This is a genomic window from Gramella sp. MAR_2010_147 (assembly GCF_900105135.1).
Lineage (GTDB): Bacteria > Bacteroidota > Bacteroidia > Flavobacteriales > Flavobacteriaceae > Christiangramia.
This window is the reverse complement of sequence record NZ_LT629741.1, coordinates 1,951,374-1,967,230: the sequence shown is the minus strand read 5'-3', so window position 1 is coordinate 1,967,230 and position 15,857 is coordinate 1,951,374. Positions and strand designations below refer to the sequence as shown.

General features: G+C 36.7%; 19 protein-coding genes. 9 read left to right on the top strand and 10 right to left on the bottom strand.

Features of this window, described 5'->3' with window-relative positions; translation table 11 throughout:
* Positions 1-7 precede the first annotated feature (7 nt).
* The 5 genes from BLT95_RS08855 to BLT95_RS08835 all read right to left on the bottom strand — a co-directional run bounded on the left by BLT95_RS08855 (position 8) and on the right by BLT95_RS08835 (position 5,700).
* Positions 8-1,411: an arginine decarboxylase gene (locus BLT95_RS08855; protein ID WP_089665738.1), complete on the bottom strand. Its 1,404-nt coding sequence runs from the start codon at positions 1,409-1,411 to the stop codon at positions 8-10.
* A gap of 387 nt (positions 1,412-1,798) precedes the next feature.
* Positions 1,799-2,638, bottom strand: coding sequence for a pseudouridine synthase (locus tag BLT95_RS08850; protein WP_089665737.1), 840 nt, complete (start codon positions 2,636-2,638; stop codon positions 1,799-1,801).
* A gap of 80 nt (positions 2,639-2,718) precedes the next feature.
* Positions 2,719-3,624 (bottom strand): geranylgeranylglycerol-phosphate geranylgeranyltransferase, encoded by a 906-nt coding sequence (locus BLT95_RS08845; protein ID WP_089665736.1) that lies wholly within the window; start codon positions 3,622-3,624, stop codon positions 2,719-2,721.
* Between the two features lie 7 nt (positions 3,625-3,631).
* Positions 3,632-4,570, bottom strand: a complete 939-nt coding sequence (locus BLT95_RS08840; RefSeq protein WP_089665735.1) for a mevalonate kinase — start codon at positions 4,568-4,570, stop codon at positions 3,632-3,634.
* 50 nt (positions 4,571-4,620) lie between these two features.
* On the bottom strand, positions 4,621-5,700 hold the full coding sequence (locus BLT95_RS08835) for a diphosphomevalonate decarboxylase (RefSeq protein WP_089665734.1): 1,080 nt from the start codon (positions 5,698-5,700) through the stop codon (positions 4,621-4,623).
* Positions 5,701-5,796: 96 nt separating this feature from the next.
* Between BLT95_RS08835 and BLT95_RS08830 the strand changes: the two genes are divergently transcribed.
* The gene (locus BLT95_RS08830) at positions 5,797-6,276 is read left to right on the top strand and encodes a TspO/MBR family protein (RefSeq protein WP_089665733.1); all 480 of its coding nucleotides are present in this window, start codon (positions 5,797-5,799) and stop codon (positions 6,274-6,276) included.
* Here the strand turns inward: BLT95_RS08830 and BLT95_RS08825 are convergent.
* Complete coding sequence (locus tag BLT95_RS08825) at positions 6,245-7,474, bottom strand: NAD(P)/FAD-dependent oxidoreductase (RefSeq protein WP_089665732.1); 1,230 nt, start codon at positions 7,472-7,474, stop codon at positions 6,245-6,247. The genes BLT95_RS08830 and BLT95_RS08825 overlap by 32 nt on opposite strands.
* A gap of 62 nt (positions 7,475-7,536) precedes the next feature.
* On the bottom strand, positions 7,537-8,250 hold the full coding sequence (locus tag BLT95_RS08820; protein WP_089665731.1) for a glycerophosphodiester phosphodiesterase family protein: 714 nt from the start codon (positions 8,248-8,250) through the stop codon (positions 7,537-7,539).
* 154 nt (positions 8,251-8,404) lie between these two features.
* Here BLT95_RS08820 and BLT95_RS08815 point away from each other — a divergent pair, with 154 nt between their 5' ends.
* Genes BLT95_RS08815 through BLT95_RS08805 form a run of 3 tightly spaced genes read left to right on the top strand, consistent with a single transcriptional unit; the run spans position 8,405 to position 10,060 of the window.
* Positions 8,405-9,253 carry an SDR family oxidoreductase gene (locus BLT95_RS08815; protein ID WP_089665730.1) on the top strand — a complete coding sequence of 283 codons (849 nt, stop codon included), beginning with the start codon at positions 8,405-8,407 and terminating at the stop codon, positions 9,251-9,253.
* 9 nt (positions 9,254-9,262) lie between these two features.
* Positions 9,263-9,784 carry a YetF domain-containing protein gene (locus tag BLT95_RS08810; protein WP_089665729.1) on the top strand — a complete coding sequence of 174 codons (522 nt, stop codon included), beginning with the start codon at positions 9,263-9,265 and terminating at the stop codon, positions 9,782-9,784.
* 6 nt (positions 9,785-9,790) lie between these two features.
* Positions 9,791-10,060 (top strand): SemiSWEET transporter, encoded by a 270-nt coding sequence (locus tag BLT95_RS08805; RefSeq protein WP_089665728.1) that lies wholly within the window; start codon positions 9,791-9,793, stop codon positions 10,058-10,060.
* Here the strand turns inward: BLT95_RS08805 and BLT95_RS08800 are convergent.
* The gene (locus BLT95_RS08800; protein ID WP_089665727.1) at positions 10,057-10,488 is read right to left on the bottom strand and encodes a hypothetical protein; all 432 of its coding nucleotides are present in this window, start codon (positions 10,486-10,488) and stop codon (positions 10,057-10,059) included. The two genes, BLT95_RS08805 and BLT95_RS08800, sit on opposite strands and share 4 nt — an antisense overlap.
* Positions 10,489-10,533: 45 nt before the next feature.
* On the opposite strand from BLT95_RS08800, the gene gntA reads away from it, so the two are divergent.
* Genes gntA through BLT95_RS08785 form a run of 3 tightly spaced genes read left to right on the top strand, consistent with a single transcriptional unit; the run spans position 10,534 to position 12,446 of the window.
* Positions 10,534-11,232 carry a guanitoxin biosynthesis heme-dependent pre-guanitoxin N-hydroxylase GntA gene (gene gntA / locus BLT95_RS08795; protein WP_089666887.1) on the top strand — a complete coding sequence of 233 codons (699 nt, stop codon included), beginning with the start codon at positions 10,534-10,536 and terminating at the stop codon, positions 11,230-11,232.
* 4 nt (positions 11,233-11,236) lie between these two features.
* On the top strand, positions 11,237-11,854 hold the full coding sequence (locus BLT95_RS08790) for an FMN-binding negative transcriptional regulator (RefSeq protein WP_089665726.1): 618 nt from the start codon (positions 11,237-11,239) through the stop codon (positions 11,852-11,854).
* Positions 11,855-11,867: 13 nt separating this feature from the next.
* Complete coding sequence (locus tag BLT95_RS08785; protein ID WP_089665725.1) at positions 11,868-12,446, top strand: urea carboxylase-associated family protein; 579 nt, start codon at positions 11,868-11,870, stop codon at positions 12,444-12,446.
* Here the strand turns inward: BLT95_RS08785 and BLT95_RS08780 are convergent.
* Positions 12,443-13,162 carry a TerC family protein gene (locus tag BLT95_RS08780; protein ID WP_089665724.1) on the bottom strand — a complete coding sequence of 240 codons (720 nt, stop codon included), beginning with the start codon at positions 13,160-13,162 and terminating at the stop codon, positions 12,443-12,445. The two genes, BLT95_RS08785 and BLT95_RS08780, sit on opposite strands and share 4 nt — an antisense overlap.
* Before the next feature lie 92 nt (positions 13,163-13,254).
* Positions 13,255-13,743, bottom strand: coding sequence for a hypothetical protein (locus tag BLT95_RS08775; protein WP_089665723.1), 489 nt, complete (start codon positions 13,741-13,743; stop codon positions 13,255-13,257).
* Between the two features lie 163 nt (positions 13,744-13,906).
* Between BLT95_RS08775 and BLT95_RS14310 the strand changes: the two genes are divergently transcribed.
* Together BLT95_RS14310 and BLT95_RS08770 are read left to right on the top strand one after the other, a co-directional pair.
* A complete protein-coding gene (locus tag BLT95_RS14310; protein WP_157718035.1) occupies positions 13,907-14,062 on the top strand; it encodes a hypothetical protein in 156 nt (51 codons plus the stop codon).
* Positions 14,063-14,516: 454 nt separating this feature from the next.
* Entirely contained in the window at positions 14,517-15,857 is a 1,341-nt protein-coding gene (locus tag BLT95_RS08770) for a sugar porter family MFS transporter (RefSeq protein WP_089665722.1), read from the top strand.

Genomic DNA, 15,857 nt, shown 5'->3' with positions numbered 1-15,857 from the left:
TAAAAAATTAATTGTTTCTATCGTACCCCAGAATGCTAAGCATATCTTCATGATTTTGCTGTTCACTGAAAAGGCGGGTATTAATTTCACCATTTTCACCTTTATCTATCAAGATATGTTTTGGCTGCGGAATAAGACAGTGTTGTAATCCACCAAATCCGCCAATTGTATCCTGGTAAGCTCCGGTATTGAAAAACCCAATATACAAGGGCTTTTCTTTTTTAAATTTTGGAAGGTAAATCGCGTTTGTATGTTGTTCTGAATTATAATAATCATCACTATCACAGGTTAAACCACCCAGAAGCACTCTTTCATATTCATCGTTCCAGCGATTTACGGCCAGCATTACAAATTTCTTGCTGATCGCCCAGGTATCTGGCAATGTGGTAATAAAAGATGAATTGATCATATTCCACTTCTCACGATCATTTTGTTGTTTTTGATACAGGACTTCGTAAATGGCGCCACCGCTTTCTCCTACGGTAAAACTTCCGAATTCAGTAAAAATATTTGGAACATCAACTTCGGCTTCTTCACAGGTAAGCTTGATTTGATTGATGATTTCATCAACCATATAGGCATAGTCATAATCAAATGCCAGGGAATTCTTAATTGGAAATCCGCCGCCAATATTAAGACTGTCCAAATGAGGCGCAACCTTTTTTAATGCGATATAAACCTTTAAACATTTATTAAGTTCGTTCCAGTAATAGGCGGTATCACGTATCCCGGTATTGATGAAAAAATGCAACATTTTCAATTCTACCTGGTCGTTCTCTTTGATCTGCTTATTATAAAAAGGAACTATATTTTTATAACCAATTCCAAGTCTTGAAGTATAGAATTCAAATTTTGGCTCTTCTTCTGAAGCGATTCGAATTCCAACCTGGAACTTATCATCTATCTTTTCTGAAAGTAGGTCTAATTCTTCGTAGTTATCTATTACCGGAAGGCAATTTTTGTGACCGCCGTTCAATAACCGACTAATATTCTCAATATATTGATCTCTTTTGAAACCATTACAAATCACCCATTGTTCGTTGGAAATTTTACCTGCTTTTTTAAGTTTTTCAACGATGTTGATATCGAAAGCTGAAGAAGTTTCTATATGAATATCGTTCTTAAGGGCTTCATTTAAAACATGCTCAAAATGGGAACTTTTAGTGCAATAGCAATAGTTATATTTTCCCTGGTAGTCATGCTTTTCAATAGCCGAATTAAACCAGCCTTTCGCACGATTGATATTCTGGGATATTTTAGGCAGATAGGTGAATTTTAATGGAGCACCATATTTTTTTACCAACTCCATGAGGTCTATGTCATGAAATTTTAATTCTGTTCCTTCCAGTGTAAATTCTTCCTGCGGGAAGTAATAAGTCTGGTCAATTAGATCGCTGTACTTGGTATTCAATTTCTTAAAGAGATTTAAGGCTAAAAATTAGAGAATAATTTATAGGGTCAAAAGAATCGACTGGTAAATTAATGTTAAGAATAAAATTTGACAACCCAGCGGTTAGATCAAGGAATAGATGATCATGCTGAATTTGAGATGCTGAAAAGATTTCAGACTTATAAAATGGTTTTCTGTTCAATTACCTGAAAATCGAAAAGAAACCGTCTTCAAAGTAAGTATTTAGTCTGGCTTAATTTATTTCAGCTTCTCGTCTTGTTTTAATTAACAAAACCATTAAATTCCTGAAATAAACTAAAGATGACGTTTTTCCACCTTGAAAGACTGCTTCGGTTTTTGACGAAGTAAATGTATTAAAAAAACGGAATGAAAAACCTAAAATAATATTTAATGCATTCCCAGGTTAATTACCTCTTGTTGAGTAAGGTTGCGATGTCTTCCGCGAGCTAGATCTTTCTTGGTAAGCCCGCCAAAAACTACACGATCAAGACTTTCCACTTCATAACCCAAACTTTTGAAGATACGGGTTACAATATGCTCTTTAATGCTGTATAGTTCAATTCCTACCTCATTGTGAGGTTTGTCTTCAATAAAGCTAATGCTGGTGATAATTACCTTGGAACCTTCAATGTAAACACCTTTTGAAATATTTTCAAGATCTTCTTTACTCATTGTCTTATCCAGAGTAACCTGATAGATCTGTCTTATCCCATTTTTAGGTTTGGCAAGTTTTTTAGCAAGGGTCCCGTCGTTAGTAAATAGTAAAAGGCCTTTTGCCTGATTATCCAGTTTACCTACAGGACTTACTTTTGCTGAAGTAGCTCTGGAAATCAATTCCATTACTGTTCTTCCTCCTTTTTCTGGATTTCCTGTTACAAAAAATCCGCCTGGCTTATTTAATAGAATATATTCTGGTTTTTCAGGATTTAGTCTTCTACCGTCAAAACGAACATCGTCTTCCAGTTTAACACGGTATCCCATTTCAGTAATAGATTTACCATTTACGGTTACATTACCAGCAGCGATATACATATCGGCATCCCGGCGTGAGCAAACTCCTGAATTGGCGATATATTTGTTGAGACGAATCCCTTCTGTGTTAGACAACGGACTTTTCTCCATTTTCGGTTTAATGGGCGCATTTCCACGTGCATGGGATTTCTTCTTTTGTCCTCCACCTTGCCTTCCGCTGTACTTTTTGCCTGAAGATCTGTCGTTTCTACTCATTGCTAAAATTTTTGCAAAGATACATCATCCCCAATGAGGAAGCCAAGTATTTGAGAAAAGTTTTAGAATGAGCGGGTTATCTAAAAAACACGATTTAAAACTTCGTCAAAATCTATAAGGAGAATACTAAAAACTCCGGCAACGATGATCAGTTTCAGAATATTATGCAGTAAAAGATATTGCCATTTCGCTTTGCTGAAATAAAGCATTAAAAGAAAAATTACTAAAAGTAAGAATGAAGAATAAAAATAATAATCCATATATCCCGTCTCGAACCTGGTAACTAACAGATATATTGGGATAATCGCAAGGATGGTACATACTCCAAGAAAAAATTTACTCCATTTTTCTCCATAAACCAATGGAATGGTTTTATAATTCTGTGCCAGATCACCCTGCATATTTTCCAGGTCTTTCACCAATTCGCGCATCACGATCATTAGATAAAGGAAAGTGGCGTGTATAAAAATGACCGTTTCAAAGTTTTTATAATAAATAAAAATCACAAAGAAAGGAGTGATCGTAAGGATAGAAGCGACCAGGTTGCCCAAAAATAATATTTTCTTAAGCCTGTGGGAATAGAGCCATATCACAAAAATGTAGATAGAAAAAAATACTACGGCTCTAAAGGAAACATAACTCGCAAAAAAGATCGAAGCAAAATTAAGGATAAAATAAACCGAAAGCTTTGTTCGCTGGCTAACAATTCTATCCAGCATCGTTTTTTTAGGCCTGTTGATGAGGTCTTTTTCGCTATCGTAAAAATTATTGATGATGTAACCTGAAGCGATCGCACTGGAAGATGCAAGAATTAAAAAAAATAAATTGGCGTCAAAAAGTACTTCCCGTAACGGCTTGTCATGAGCAAGTATAAAAGCAGAAGTGAGATACTGGGCTATAACAACAACCAAAATATTGTAGCCCCTAACTACAGAAAAAAGACTGAATATCTTTAGTAGTAAGCGCTTGTTAGCAGTAGACGCCATAAGCTAATTAGAAGTTATATACTACTTCTAAATTGTAATCTTTTAAGGCTTTTCTGGCTTTATCTATATCTTCGGTAAACCCAAGAATATAACCTCCGCCACCAGAACCACAAAGTTTTAAATAGTAATCGTTGGTTTCGATTCCCTTTTTCCAAAGTTTATGGAATTTGGCAGGAATCATTGGTTTGAAGTTATCCAGAACGGTATGAGAAAGTTTCTTAACGTTAGAGAATAAAGATTTTACATCTCCTTTCAGGAAATCATCCACACAGGCATCTGTTTGTTTTACAAACTGGTCTTTCAGCATTTTCCTGAAAGGCTCCTGTTTCATATTTTCCATGAAAATACTTACCATGGGAGCTGTATCTCCGGTAATGCCACTATCCAGTAAAAATACTGCTCCGGTGCCGTTTTCAGTTTGAGAAGGTATCCCGGCAGGTTCAATATTTTCTTTTGAATTGATAAGGATGGGAATGCTTAAATAAGAATTAAGCGGATCCAGACCTGAAGATTTTCCATGGAAGAAAGATTCCATTTCTCCAAAGATCTTTTTCAGTTTTAATAATTTATCCCTGGTGAGATTTTCAAGTACCGTGATCTTATCTGTAGCATATTTATCATAGATAGCTGCCACTAAAGCTCCGCTACTCCCTACGCCATAGCCCTGAGGAATACTGGAATCAAAATACATTCCATTAGAAATGTCTTCTCTTAATTTCCCAAGATCAAATTGCACCAATTCTGGATTATTATCTTCAAGAGCTTCCAGGTATGCAGCGAACTTTCTAAGATTCTCATTAGATTTCGTAGCTACCTTATCCAGATTCTCATCGAGCTTAAGTGCGCCATTATAGAAATTATAAGGAATGGATAAACCCTTGGAATCTTTAATGATCCCATATTCTCCAAAGAGAAGGATTTTCGAGTAAAATAGAGGTCCTTTCATAGGTATAAATGATTCTTACCGGTAAATGTTAGGCTGTCAACGTACTAAATCTACAATATTTTTGCTCCACTACCAACCTGGTCGCAAATATACTGTCCGTTTTGACAATATACAACTAACTCATTCTTAATGAATTCTAAAACATTATCTTTTTGATCTTCAGGATATAAGACATGAACGTTAGCACCTGCATCTAGAGTGAAACACACCGGGATACCGGTTTCCTTTCTAAATACCCAGATCTTATTGATGATCTCCAAGGTATTTGGTTTCATTAAAATAAAATACGGCTGGCTGCTCATCATCATTGCGTGAAGACTTAGTGCTTCACTTTCCACGATCTTTATAAATTCTGAAGTATCGCCAGACTCAAGGACATTAACTAATTTACTTAAATTATCATGGGCTTGTTGAAAACGTTGCGCAGCAAATGGATGTCCATGCATAAGATCATGTCCAACGGTGCTGCTCACTTGTTTTTCTCCTTTATCTACCAGTAAGATCGTGTCCTGATAATTCTTAAAAATTTTATTGACTTTATAAGGAAATTGCTCGCCAAATAAATCTGAAGAACCTTCAATATTTTCATGTGTCCCCCAAACTACAAGTCCACCGGCTATGCTTCTGGAGGCACTCCCAGATCCAAGTCGGGCCAGAAAAGAAGCTTTTTTATTGAAGTATTCTTCTTCAATTTCAGGAAATAGTTCTTTTTCAAGACTCATTAAACAAAGCGCAATTGCACTCATGCCACTGGCAGATGAGGCTATTCCACTACTGTGCGGGAACGAATTTTCGCTATATATCTCAAATTCATATTCCTTAAGATAAGGGCAATAAGATTCTATACGTTCAAAGAATTTCTCGATCTTAGGTTTAAAATCTTCTTTTTCCTTGCCCTCAAAGAAAAAATTGAAAGCAAAATCATCGGTTTTTTTCCTCTTCTTAAATTTAAGCGTAGTAGTACTCTTGCAATGGTTGAGCGTAAAACTGATGGAAGGGTTTGCCGGGATTTGATTTTCCTTTTTTCCCCAATATTTTACCAGCGCAATATTGCTTGGAGATTGCCAGGTCACCTTACCTGATGAGATCATTTTAGGTTCTTGTATAGGAATAAAATCCTTTGGAGTCATCCTCAAATTTTTTGTCAAAGTTAAACTTTTCTCTCTTTCAATCCAGTCGTTACAATCCAAATTAATTCCTATTTTAGTATATTCAACCGGGCAGTAATGACTAAAAAACTATTCATAAGAAGTTCCTTTGCGGTGATGGTTTGTCTCATCTTTGGTTTTATGGGTGCCGTGGCCACTCAAACGGGTATTGCCAATTGGTATCCCACGCTTAAAAAACCCTGGTTTCATCTAGATGAAGATCTTTTTAACTCCATTTGGATATTTATGTATGTTTTAATGGGTGTTTCTGCCGGAATTGTTTGGAGTAAAGGCTTTTATCACAAATGGGTAAAAACTGCACTATTCCATTTTGGATTTCAAATTCTGCTTAATGGATTCTGGTTTGTGCTTTTTTTTGCTCTTGAGAAGCCTTTTCTTGCATTCCTTGATCTTATAGTGCTATTTATTGTTATTCTTTTCACCATTAAATGGTTTAAGATTGTAAATAATAGGGCGGCATATTTATTGGTTCCCTATGCAGTCTGGGTTCTTTTTGCAATTGTCTTTAATTTTGAGATCTGGCGTTTGAACCCATAGCCTTTGCCGCCAGGAATCCACCCGTCCATGCATTCTGAAAATTGAATCCTCCTGTGATGGCATCAATATTTAGAATTTCCCCTGCAAAATAGAGGTTTTTGTGAAGCTTACTTTCAAAGGTTTTAAAATCAACTTCCTTAAGATCTATCCCCCCGGCAGTTACAAATTCCTCTTTAAAAGTACTTTTTCCATTTACCGTGAATATTGCTGATGTGAGTTCTTTAGAAAGATTTTTAAGCTGATCCTTATTTAGATCTGCCCATTTAGTTTCCTGTTTTATTTTTGAAGCTGAAACAATATTCTGCCAAAGTCTTTTTGGAAGCTCAAATTGAGGCCTGGTGGATACCTGTTGCTTTGAGAATGAAAATTTTAATTCTTTTATTTCTTCTAATATTTCATGGAAAGAACTACCTGGAATCCAGTTTACCTGGATCTTAAAGTTATAATTTAGGCCATTTAGCTGCCTCGCCCCCCAGGCCGATAATTTTAAAATTCCCGGACCGCTCATTCCCCAGTGTGTGATCAATAACGGGCCAGAGCTTTCCAGATTTTCGTCAATAATAGCAGCTTCTGCATCTGAGGCAATTCCCGCCAGACCCTCAATTCTTTTATCTTTAATATTAAAGGTAAACAGGGACGGCACTGCAGGGACAATCTCATGCCCAATTTTTTTCAGTAAATTCCAGACTTTTGAATTACTCCCTGTAGCCAGCATTAGTTTTTTTGTTCTAAAGCTATCTTTATTTGTGAATACATCCCAGAAACCCTCGTTTCTATGAAAGGTATTCAAACTCTGACCTTTTCTAACTTCAATATTTAGCTTTGTGCATTCACTTTTGAAACAATCTATAATAGTTTGGGAACTGTTAGAAACGGGAAACATTCTTCCGTCTTCTTCGGTTTTTAATTCAATTCCGCGGGATTCAAACCAGGCGATAGTGTCACCGGTCATGAATTTGTGAAACGGTCCGCGAAGTTCTTTTTCTCCCCGAGGATACCGTTTTACAAGTTCAGAAGGAATAAATTCGGCGTGAGTAACATTACATCTTCCACCACCAGAGACTCTTACTTTTGTGAGCACTTCCTTTCCTCGTTCAAGGATCATAATTTTAAGTTCAGGGTTATTTTCAGCAGCATTAATTGCAGTGAAAAATCCTGCGGCACCTCCACCAACGATAATAATATCAAATTGTTCCAAATTTCGCTTCTTTAAACCTGAGGTAAAAATAGGGAGATATTAAGTGATTCTGAACCCCGATCTTAAGGATTCAAATTTAGAACAGGATTATGCAGCCTGTTAGGGTAGTCTGAAATGATACCATCAACCCCGAAATCTATCATTCTCCTGATGTCTTCTCGTTCATTTACCGTCCAGACGTTGACCTTAAATCCATTATCCTGGCTCAGTTTGGTATTGTCCCTGGTTATAATTCCTAAAGATGGGTGAATAGCCAGAGCTTTGAGATGTTTTCCTAATTCTATTGCTTCCGGGACACTGGCCTTGCTAAGAACGGCGATGGGAACCTGATCATTATTATTACGAACTTCGAAAAGTTCGTTTTTCTGAAAACTTGAAATAATAAAATCTGAATATTTCCATTTTCCTGTGGCAATTTTATGTTGAACTAAATTACATACAGGCAGGGCAGTATTTAATCCTTTAAGCTCAATATTTATCGTACATTTTCCTTCAATAAGATCAAGGACTTCGGTTAGCAGCGGTATTTTAAAATGCCCTTCCACTTTAAGATTTTTAAGTTCTGAAGCAGATTTTTTGGCAATTTCTCCGCTTCCGTCGGTAGTGCGGTCAAGCGTAAAATCATGGATCACCCAAAGCTCACCGCTTGCACATTTGTGCACATCAATTTCTATCATGTCTACACCAATATCCAGGGCTTTTTGGATGCTTTCCAGTGTGTTTTCCGCTAAATGTCCCTTAGCACCCCTATGACCTATTTTAAGAAATTCGTTCATATTCAAAAATATTCAAATAATCTGTTTCAACTATTTTTTAACGCAATCGATTTTAATGCTTTAAGATTTACAAATGATTATGAGTGCTTAACATTTAATTAGATAGGTTCCTGTTTAATTTAGTTTTTCGATGAATATTAATTAGCTTAATGCGATGAATAAGAAAAAAACCTTTCCGACTCAGAATCAGGAGCAACCGGGAGATGAATATAAGATGAAGCCTGAACCTGAAATTATAAGAAATGATTATAAAGGCAGTGAGAAACTTCTGGGAAAAACAGCATTAATAACAGGAGGTGATAGCGGGATAGGTAGAAGTGTAGCGGTTCATTTTGCGAGAGAAGGCGCAGATGTGGGTATTGTTTATCTGGAGGAGAATGAGGATGCGGCTAAAACTAAAGAACTGGTAGAAAAGGAAGGTAAACAGTGTCTTCTAATTCATGGAGATTTAAAAGAGGAAAAATTCTGTAAAGAACTGGTAGATATTTTTGTAAAGCATTTTGGAGAATTACATATCCTCGTAAATAATGCTGCTATGCAATTTCCCAAAGATAATATTGAAGATATTAGCAATGCTCAATTCAGAAAAACATTTGATACGAATCTTTTTCCATATTTCTACGTTGTAAAAAACTGTCTTGAACATCTAAAAAAAGGAAGTGTTATAATAAACACCACTTCAGTCACCGCTTATCGCGGAAGTGAACATCTTTTGGATTATTCCAGTAGCAAGGGTGCAATTGTTAGTTATACCAGATCGCTATCTAAAATGCTGGTGGATAAAAATATCAGGGTAAATGCGGTGGCGCCGGGACCAATTTGGACTCCGCTTATTCCTTCAACTTTTGATAATATCGAAGACTTTGGAAAAAAAGTACCTATGGGGCGAGCAGGACAGCCTAGTGAGGTAGGTCCCGCTTACGTGTTTCTCTCCAGTACCGATAGCAGCTACATGACAGGACAGGTGATTCACATTAACGGAGGAGAAATAATAGGAGGATAAAATTTAATTATGGAAAAATGGTTTGCTTTTGAATGGAACTCAATGATCGCTATTCTCTTAACGGCTATAGGGATCTATATAGCGATTATAATTTTTACAAGAATAGCTGGAAAACGAAGCTTTTCCAAAATGTCAAGTTTTGACTTTGCAATGACTGTGGCCCTAGGATCGATGATTGCCACGACGGTATTATCAAAAAGTGTAAGTCTTTGGGACGGAGTTGTGGGTCTTGGGATTATTTATATCCTGCAAATTTCGGTCGCGCTCTTAAGAAGGTTTCAGGTAGTACAGAAAATGGTGGATAATGCTCCACTTCTTTTAATGGAGGGCGAGGAGATTTTTGAGGAGAATTTAAAGAAAGCAAGGGTAACCGAGTCTGATTTGAGATCTAAACTTAGGGAAGCAAACGTCATAAGGTTAAAAGAAGTAAGAGCTGTTATTTTTGAAGCTACAGGAGATATTTCAGTCTTACATACGGGTGATGATAATGAGGAACTGGAGGATTGGTTATTAAAAGATGTTGATCGATAAAGCGATATGGAGTTTGGATGGGAGCAAATATTAGGTCTGGTAGCTGGTATCTGTACCACTATTGCTGTAATTCCTCAAATTATTAAATCCTGGAAAACGAAAAAAGTGAAAGATGTTTCACCTTTTATGTTCACAATTTTATTAATCGGAGTTTGCTTATGGGTAATTTACGGAGTCACTCAAGGCGATATTCCTATAATAGCGACCAATGGGATCTCTCTGGGATTAAATTCCTTTATGATGTATTTAATGCTGAAGTATAGAGACAGCGATTAGTACATAAAAATGATGGCTCCAAATGCGAATAGGATGTGCGCAAAAAAAAGTTGAATATAGAACCCTTTAAGAGCTATATCGGGTGGTCTGGAAGAAATATAGAACATAAGATGCCAGCTAAGTATGGCCAGGATTCCTGAAATGATTCCATAAGTTATTAAGGAGATTAAAGAAATATTGAAAGAGAAAAAAAGACGAAACAGGTTAAATAATGTCATTAAAATAATACCAATTGAGAAATGCAATACCCATCCAATTATCGAATTGTTTGAAGGATTCATGTGCTCATGATTGGATCTTCTCAGGATCATATTCAGCAATCTAGGTTCTTTAAACTGGCGGGAAGTAATTATTGAAACGATGTAGCTGAAACTCGTCATAAATATAGTTCCCAGCAGTCCGGCAATTACCACCTTAAAAAGTTCCATAGGTTGAAGATTAGCAACTATGAAAATAACGAAAATCTAAAAATTATGAAAGTAATATATAAAGATGTAAAGAAGGAAACGAAGCGTGATGTTCCAGAGAATGCTGAGGTAAGGAGAGACTTTGAAAAATTCATTCTGACTCAGGACCATCCATGTATCATGGCGAAGACAGTTTTTAGTATGGATCAGGTAAATTTGTTTACTTATACAAATTTTGGAGCCGAAAGTACGGCAAAAAAAATTCTGGAAAATTTGAAGGAATATCTTGCAGATTATGATTTTGAATCAAATGAATTTAAAACATTTTTGGCGGTATTTCCTGATTCTCCTAAATATTCCGAAATTGGTTTCGAAAAGCTTCTTTGGAAACAGCTAGAGCATATTCATAAACTGGATCATTCTAATTGGGACCCGGAGGTAAGTGATGATCCCGAAAATGAAAATTTTAGTTTCAGCATTGCGGGTAAAGCTTTTTATGTAGTGGGAATGCATCCCAATTCATCCCGAAAAGCAAGGCAAAGTCCTTACCCGGCTATAGCTTTTAATTTACACTGGCAGTTTGAGAAGCTGAGAGAGATGGGAAGTTACGAAACTGTTCGTGATAGAATAAGGGATAGAGACAAAGCTTTGCAGGGAAACATGAACCCAATGCTTGAAGACTTTGGAAATAGCAGTGAAGCCAAACAGTATAGTGGTAGAAATATCGGGAAGGAATGGAAATGCCCTTTTCACCGTAAAGACTAGATAAATGTACAGACCTTCGAAGTACCGAAAAGATGATAAAGAATTCATATTTTCATTCATTCAGGATCATCCTTTCGCCACTTTTGTGATGAGCGGTGAGAACCTGATCGCAACCCATATTCCGGTGATGACGCAGGGCGATGCCGGGAGTTGGAGGTTGTATTCTCATATTGCCAACCATAATGAACAGAAAACATTCTTAAAAGATGGGGCAGAAGCTTTACTTATTTTTCGGGGGGCAGATGCCTATATTTCATCTTCCTGGTATAAGGAGAAAGATATAAGCACCTGGGATTATTCGGCAGTGCATGTGAATGCCAGGGTAAAATTGCAAACTAAAGAAGAGCTTGAAAATTCACTAGATCAACTTGTAGAAAGATTTGAGAAAGATCAGGAAAACCCTCTGTATTATAAAGAGATCCCTACGCAAATACTCGAAGATCATCTACCTCTTATTACCGGTTTCTGGCTAGAGCCATTTAAAGTAGAAGGGATTGCCAAATTGCATCAGGGATATCCAGAATATGATGTAAAAAGAACGATTAACAAGCTAAAGGAGTCTCAAAATTCAGTGGAAAGAGATCTTTCAGAAGCCATTAGAAAAGAAAACAAGATTGAATAGATCGAAATTTAAAATGGAAATAATTCAGAAACAAAGCGGAGCAGCTTTTAAACTCAATAAAGGTCAGCTTCTAAAAGTAATAGATCCCCAAGGAGAGCAGGTGAGCGATATGGTTCTTTTTAATACCGAAGATAAGCGGGAAAAGATCTCCAGCGGAAAGACCATGGATTTTGAAGAGAGCATTCTCATTACCAAGGCAAATTATATTTGGAGCAACCGAAGCAATAAAATGATGGAGATTCTTGAAGATACTAATGGGCGTAACGACTTTCTTCTTGCTCCCTGTAGTCCGGAGACCTTTAAGATCATGTACAAAAACGAGCAATACCATCCCAGCTGTTTTGAAAATCTATATACCAGTCTTGAAAAATTTGATATTGAACCAGATGATATTCCAACTGCCTTCAATATTTTTATGAACGTCCAGTTTGACAAATTTGGAAAGATCTCTGTAAAGCCTCCAAAAACAAAGGCCGGAGACTATATTCTATTTGAAGCCAGAATGGATCTTATAGTTGGGCTAACTGCTTGTTCAGCTGAAGACAGCAACGGTGGAAGCTTTAAACCTATACATTACGAGATCATTGATTAAACATTCTTTTTGCGATATCGCATATTTAGCATTTCTATGGCTAAAGAAAAGAAAACTGCAAAATAGATATATCCCTTTGGAACGTGGTAATGAGCGCCTTCCACGATTAGCATGACGCCAATTAGAATTAAAAAAGAGAGCGCAAGGATCTGGATGGTTGGATGATTATTCACGAATTCTCCAACGGGTTTTGCAAAGATCATCATAACTATAATGGCTACAACTACAGCAATAACCATTAATATAATTTGATCTGTAAGTCCAACGGCGGTTAAGATCGAATCAAATGAGAATACAAGATCCAGTAAAACGATCTGGAGAATAGCTGAAGAAAAGGAAATAGTCTTTTTCGTTCTTTTACCATTTTGTGATTCCTCATGCTGGCCTTCTACTTTATGATGAATTTCTAAAGTACTTTTTACCAGTAAAAAGATTCCCCCGGCAATTAATATAATATCACGCCAACTCAGTTCAAAATCTGCTACGGTAAGTACCGGTTTTGTTAAGCCAATAATCCAGGTGATACTTAAAAGTAAAAGGATTCGCATGATCAATGCTATGGAAAGTCCTCCCACTCTGGCTTTTTTCTGACTTTCTTCCGGTACTTTTCCGGCTACAAGTGAGATAAATATAATATTATCTATCCCAAGAACGATTTCTAAAAATGTAAGGGTCAGTAAGGCTACCCAGGTATCTGGTTGTAAAAAGATTTCCATAGTATATTGGTTGGCTATGCTTCAAAATTATATAATTTTCGATGAGTTCAAGTTAAATTTTTGACAAAGGCTCTACGAAAAAGTATGGAATTTTATTTTGGAAATCCAAACTTGTAGCTAACACCACCGTAGACTGAAATCTGGAAAAAATCATAATCGGTTCGCCAACGATTTTCTCCGCGCAAATAGATAAAAAACCTTGAAAAATGAAATTCCAACCTGCTGTTCAGGGCTAGCGAGGGAAAAGTTTTCCAGGGTCTCCTAATAAAGGAGAGGGAAATGTCTGCCACAGGAACAAGCATTTTTCCCGGTCTGAAAACATAACCTGGATTTACTCCCATAGATTCATATCGTATGGCTGAAAAAGTTTCGTAATAAGCTAGAATGCTGAAATTTTCATTGCGGTAGCCGGCCGTCCAGGTACCATCGTAAGCCGCAGGATTTACGGTGCCTCCAAAAGTTGCATTTCGCAGGTCTAAACCAGTGCTTACAAAGAAATAAGTGTCTTCACGAGTAAGCCAGTATTGGGCAAAAACATGAGTAGGCAACACCAAAAGCAGCAATAAAATAATCTTTTTCATTCATAAGAATTAATCTGAAGCTACTGTAGCTTCAGTTCCTGAACTTTTTGGTTGCTTAAACATTTGATTATTGGCCGGTTATGAATATACTAATAAATTTTGTAGCCTGTGATTCTCAATTTAAATTCTTAAATTTATAATAGCAGATTTTTATCGGATCAGAATGAAAGCCTCAGAACCACATAAGTTTCAGGATAGCTTTGGAAGCCTTCTTTCCACTTTCAGAATAGATCCAAAAACAGCTTTCTACAGCGGAATCTTATTCCTGATTTTTCCTTTTCTATTTTTTATAGGACTCATTCTAAAACAGTACCTGTAGATAGATTTCTTAATTCTTACAGGGGTTTATGAATGGACAATAGAGAGCGATCGTAAATATGGAGATGTTTCATTATTAAATTGGTTACTAAGATTTTTAATATTAGGAGGCCCTTTGATTGCTGTTTTTTTAAATGCTTTGGCCTGGATTGGTTTCAGAAATAGGCCAAAAACTTTTGTGAACTACAAATGGCTCAACCTTTTAATACTTCTGTCCGGATTACTGCTAAGCATAGTCTTCATGACTTATTTAATTATTGAAAACCTGCCTTTATCCTAGGATGTTTTAGGTAAAACAATAATAATTTGCTTAAATATCTCGCTTTGAGACGCATATTCCTTAAAAAATTTATAAATTCTACTGCAAATTATTTCAGATATCTAAATACAAATATTGATTGTTGTAGAGTATTAAATAATCCTTCCTTTTTTATTCCATTTTAATTAATTTAAATATGAACAAAATCCTTACCTGGTCCATAAGTGCTGCGCTTGCCGGTTTCCTTTTCGGTTTTGATACCGTGGTAATTTCAGGAGCAGACAAACAACTTCAGGAATTATGGAATACTTCAGATGCTTTTCATGGTTCTGTAGTGATGGCCATGGCCCTTTGGGGAACTGTCGTCGGGGCCATATTTGGGGGAATACCAACCAATAAATTTGGTAGAAAGAACACCCTCCTGGTGATAGGAATCTTATATTTTGTCTCGGCATTAGGTTCAGCCCTGGTAGATGATCCCATTACTTTTGCAGTTTTCAGGTTTATTGGCGGCCTTGGCGTAGGTGCATCGACGATTGCAGCACCGGCATATGTTTCTGAAATCGCGCCTGCCAATCAACGAGGAAAACTGGTGTCTCTTTATCAATTTAATATTGTACTGGGGATTTTAATCGCATTTCTCTCCAATTACCTTCTTAGAAATACCGGGACCGAGCCCTGGAGATGGATGGTGGGTGTAGAGGCAATTCCGGCTTTGATCTATTGTGTATTTGTTCTTTTTATCCCCAGAAGCCCACGATGGCTTATTTCTAAAGGAAGGATGGAAGAAGCTAAAAAAGTTCTGCAGCTTATAAACCCGGGTATTGATGTTACGACTAAAGTTGCTGAGATCAAACATCAGGATGACATAGAAGAAACAGGAGAGCATATTTTTATGAAAAAGTACAGATTCCCACTTATCCTGGCTTTTCTAATTGCTTTTTTTAATCAACTTTCAGGAATCAATGCCTTTCTATATTATGCGCCGCGAATATTTGAGTCGGCGGGACTGGGTGCAAGTACAGCGCTTTTAAGTAGTATAGGGATTGGAGTTGTAAATTTATTATTTACTCTCTTAGGTGTATTTCTTATAGATAGGCTGGGTAGAAAACAATTAATGCTTTACGGTTCTATTGGATACATAATTTCTTTATCACTGGTAGCAGCTGCATTTTTTCTGAATTGGGGCGGTTTATGGGTGCCTGTTTTCCTGTTCCTTTTTATTGCTTCACATGCTATTGGCCAGGGAGCGGTGATCTGGGTTTTTATATCTGAAATATTTCCTAATCGTCTACGCGCATCGGGACAGGCTTTTGGTAGTTCCACCCATTGGGTGCTTGCAGCCATCATTCCGTCTTCCATTCCATTTTTATTTTCCACTATAGGACCAGGATTTGTGTTTGCATTTTTTGCATTTATGATGGTACTCCAATTACTTTTCGTCCTGTTTATGATGCCCGAAACTAAAGGTAAATCCTTAGAAGAATTAGCTGAGGAGCTTTCTTTTAAAGAACAAATTTCAACTACAACTAACTAA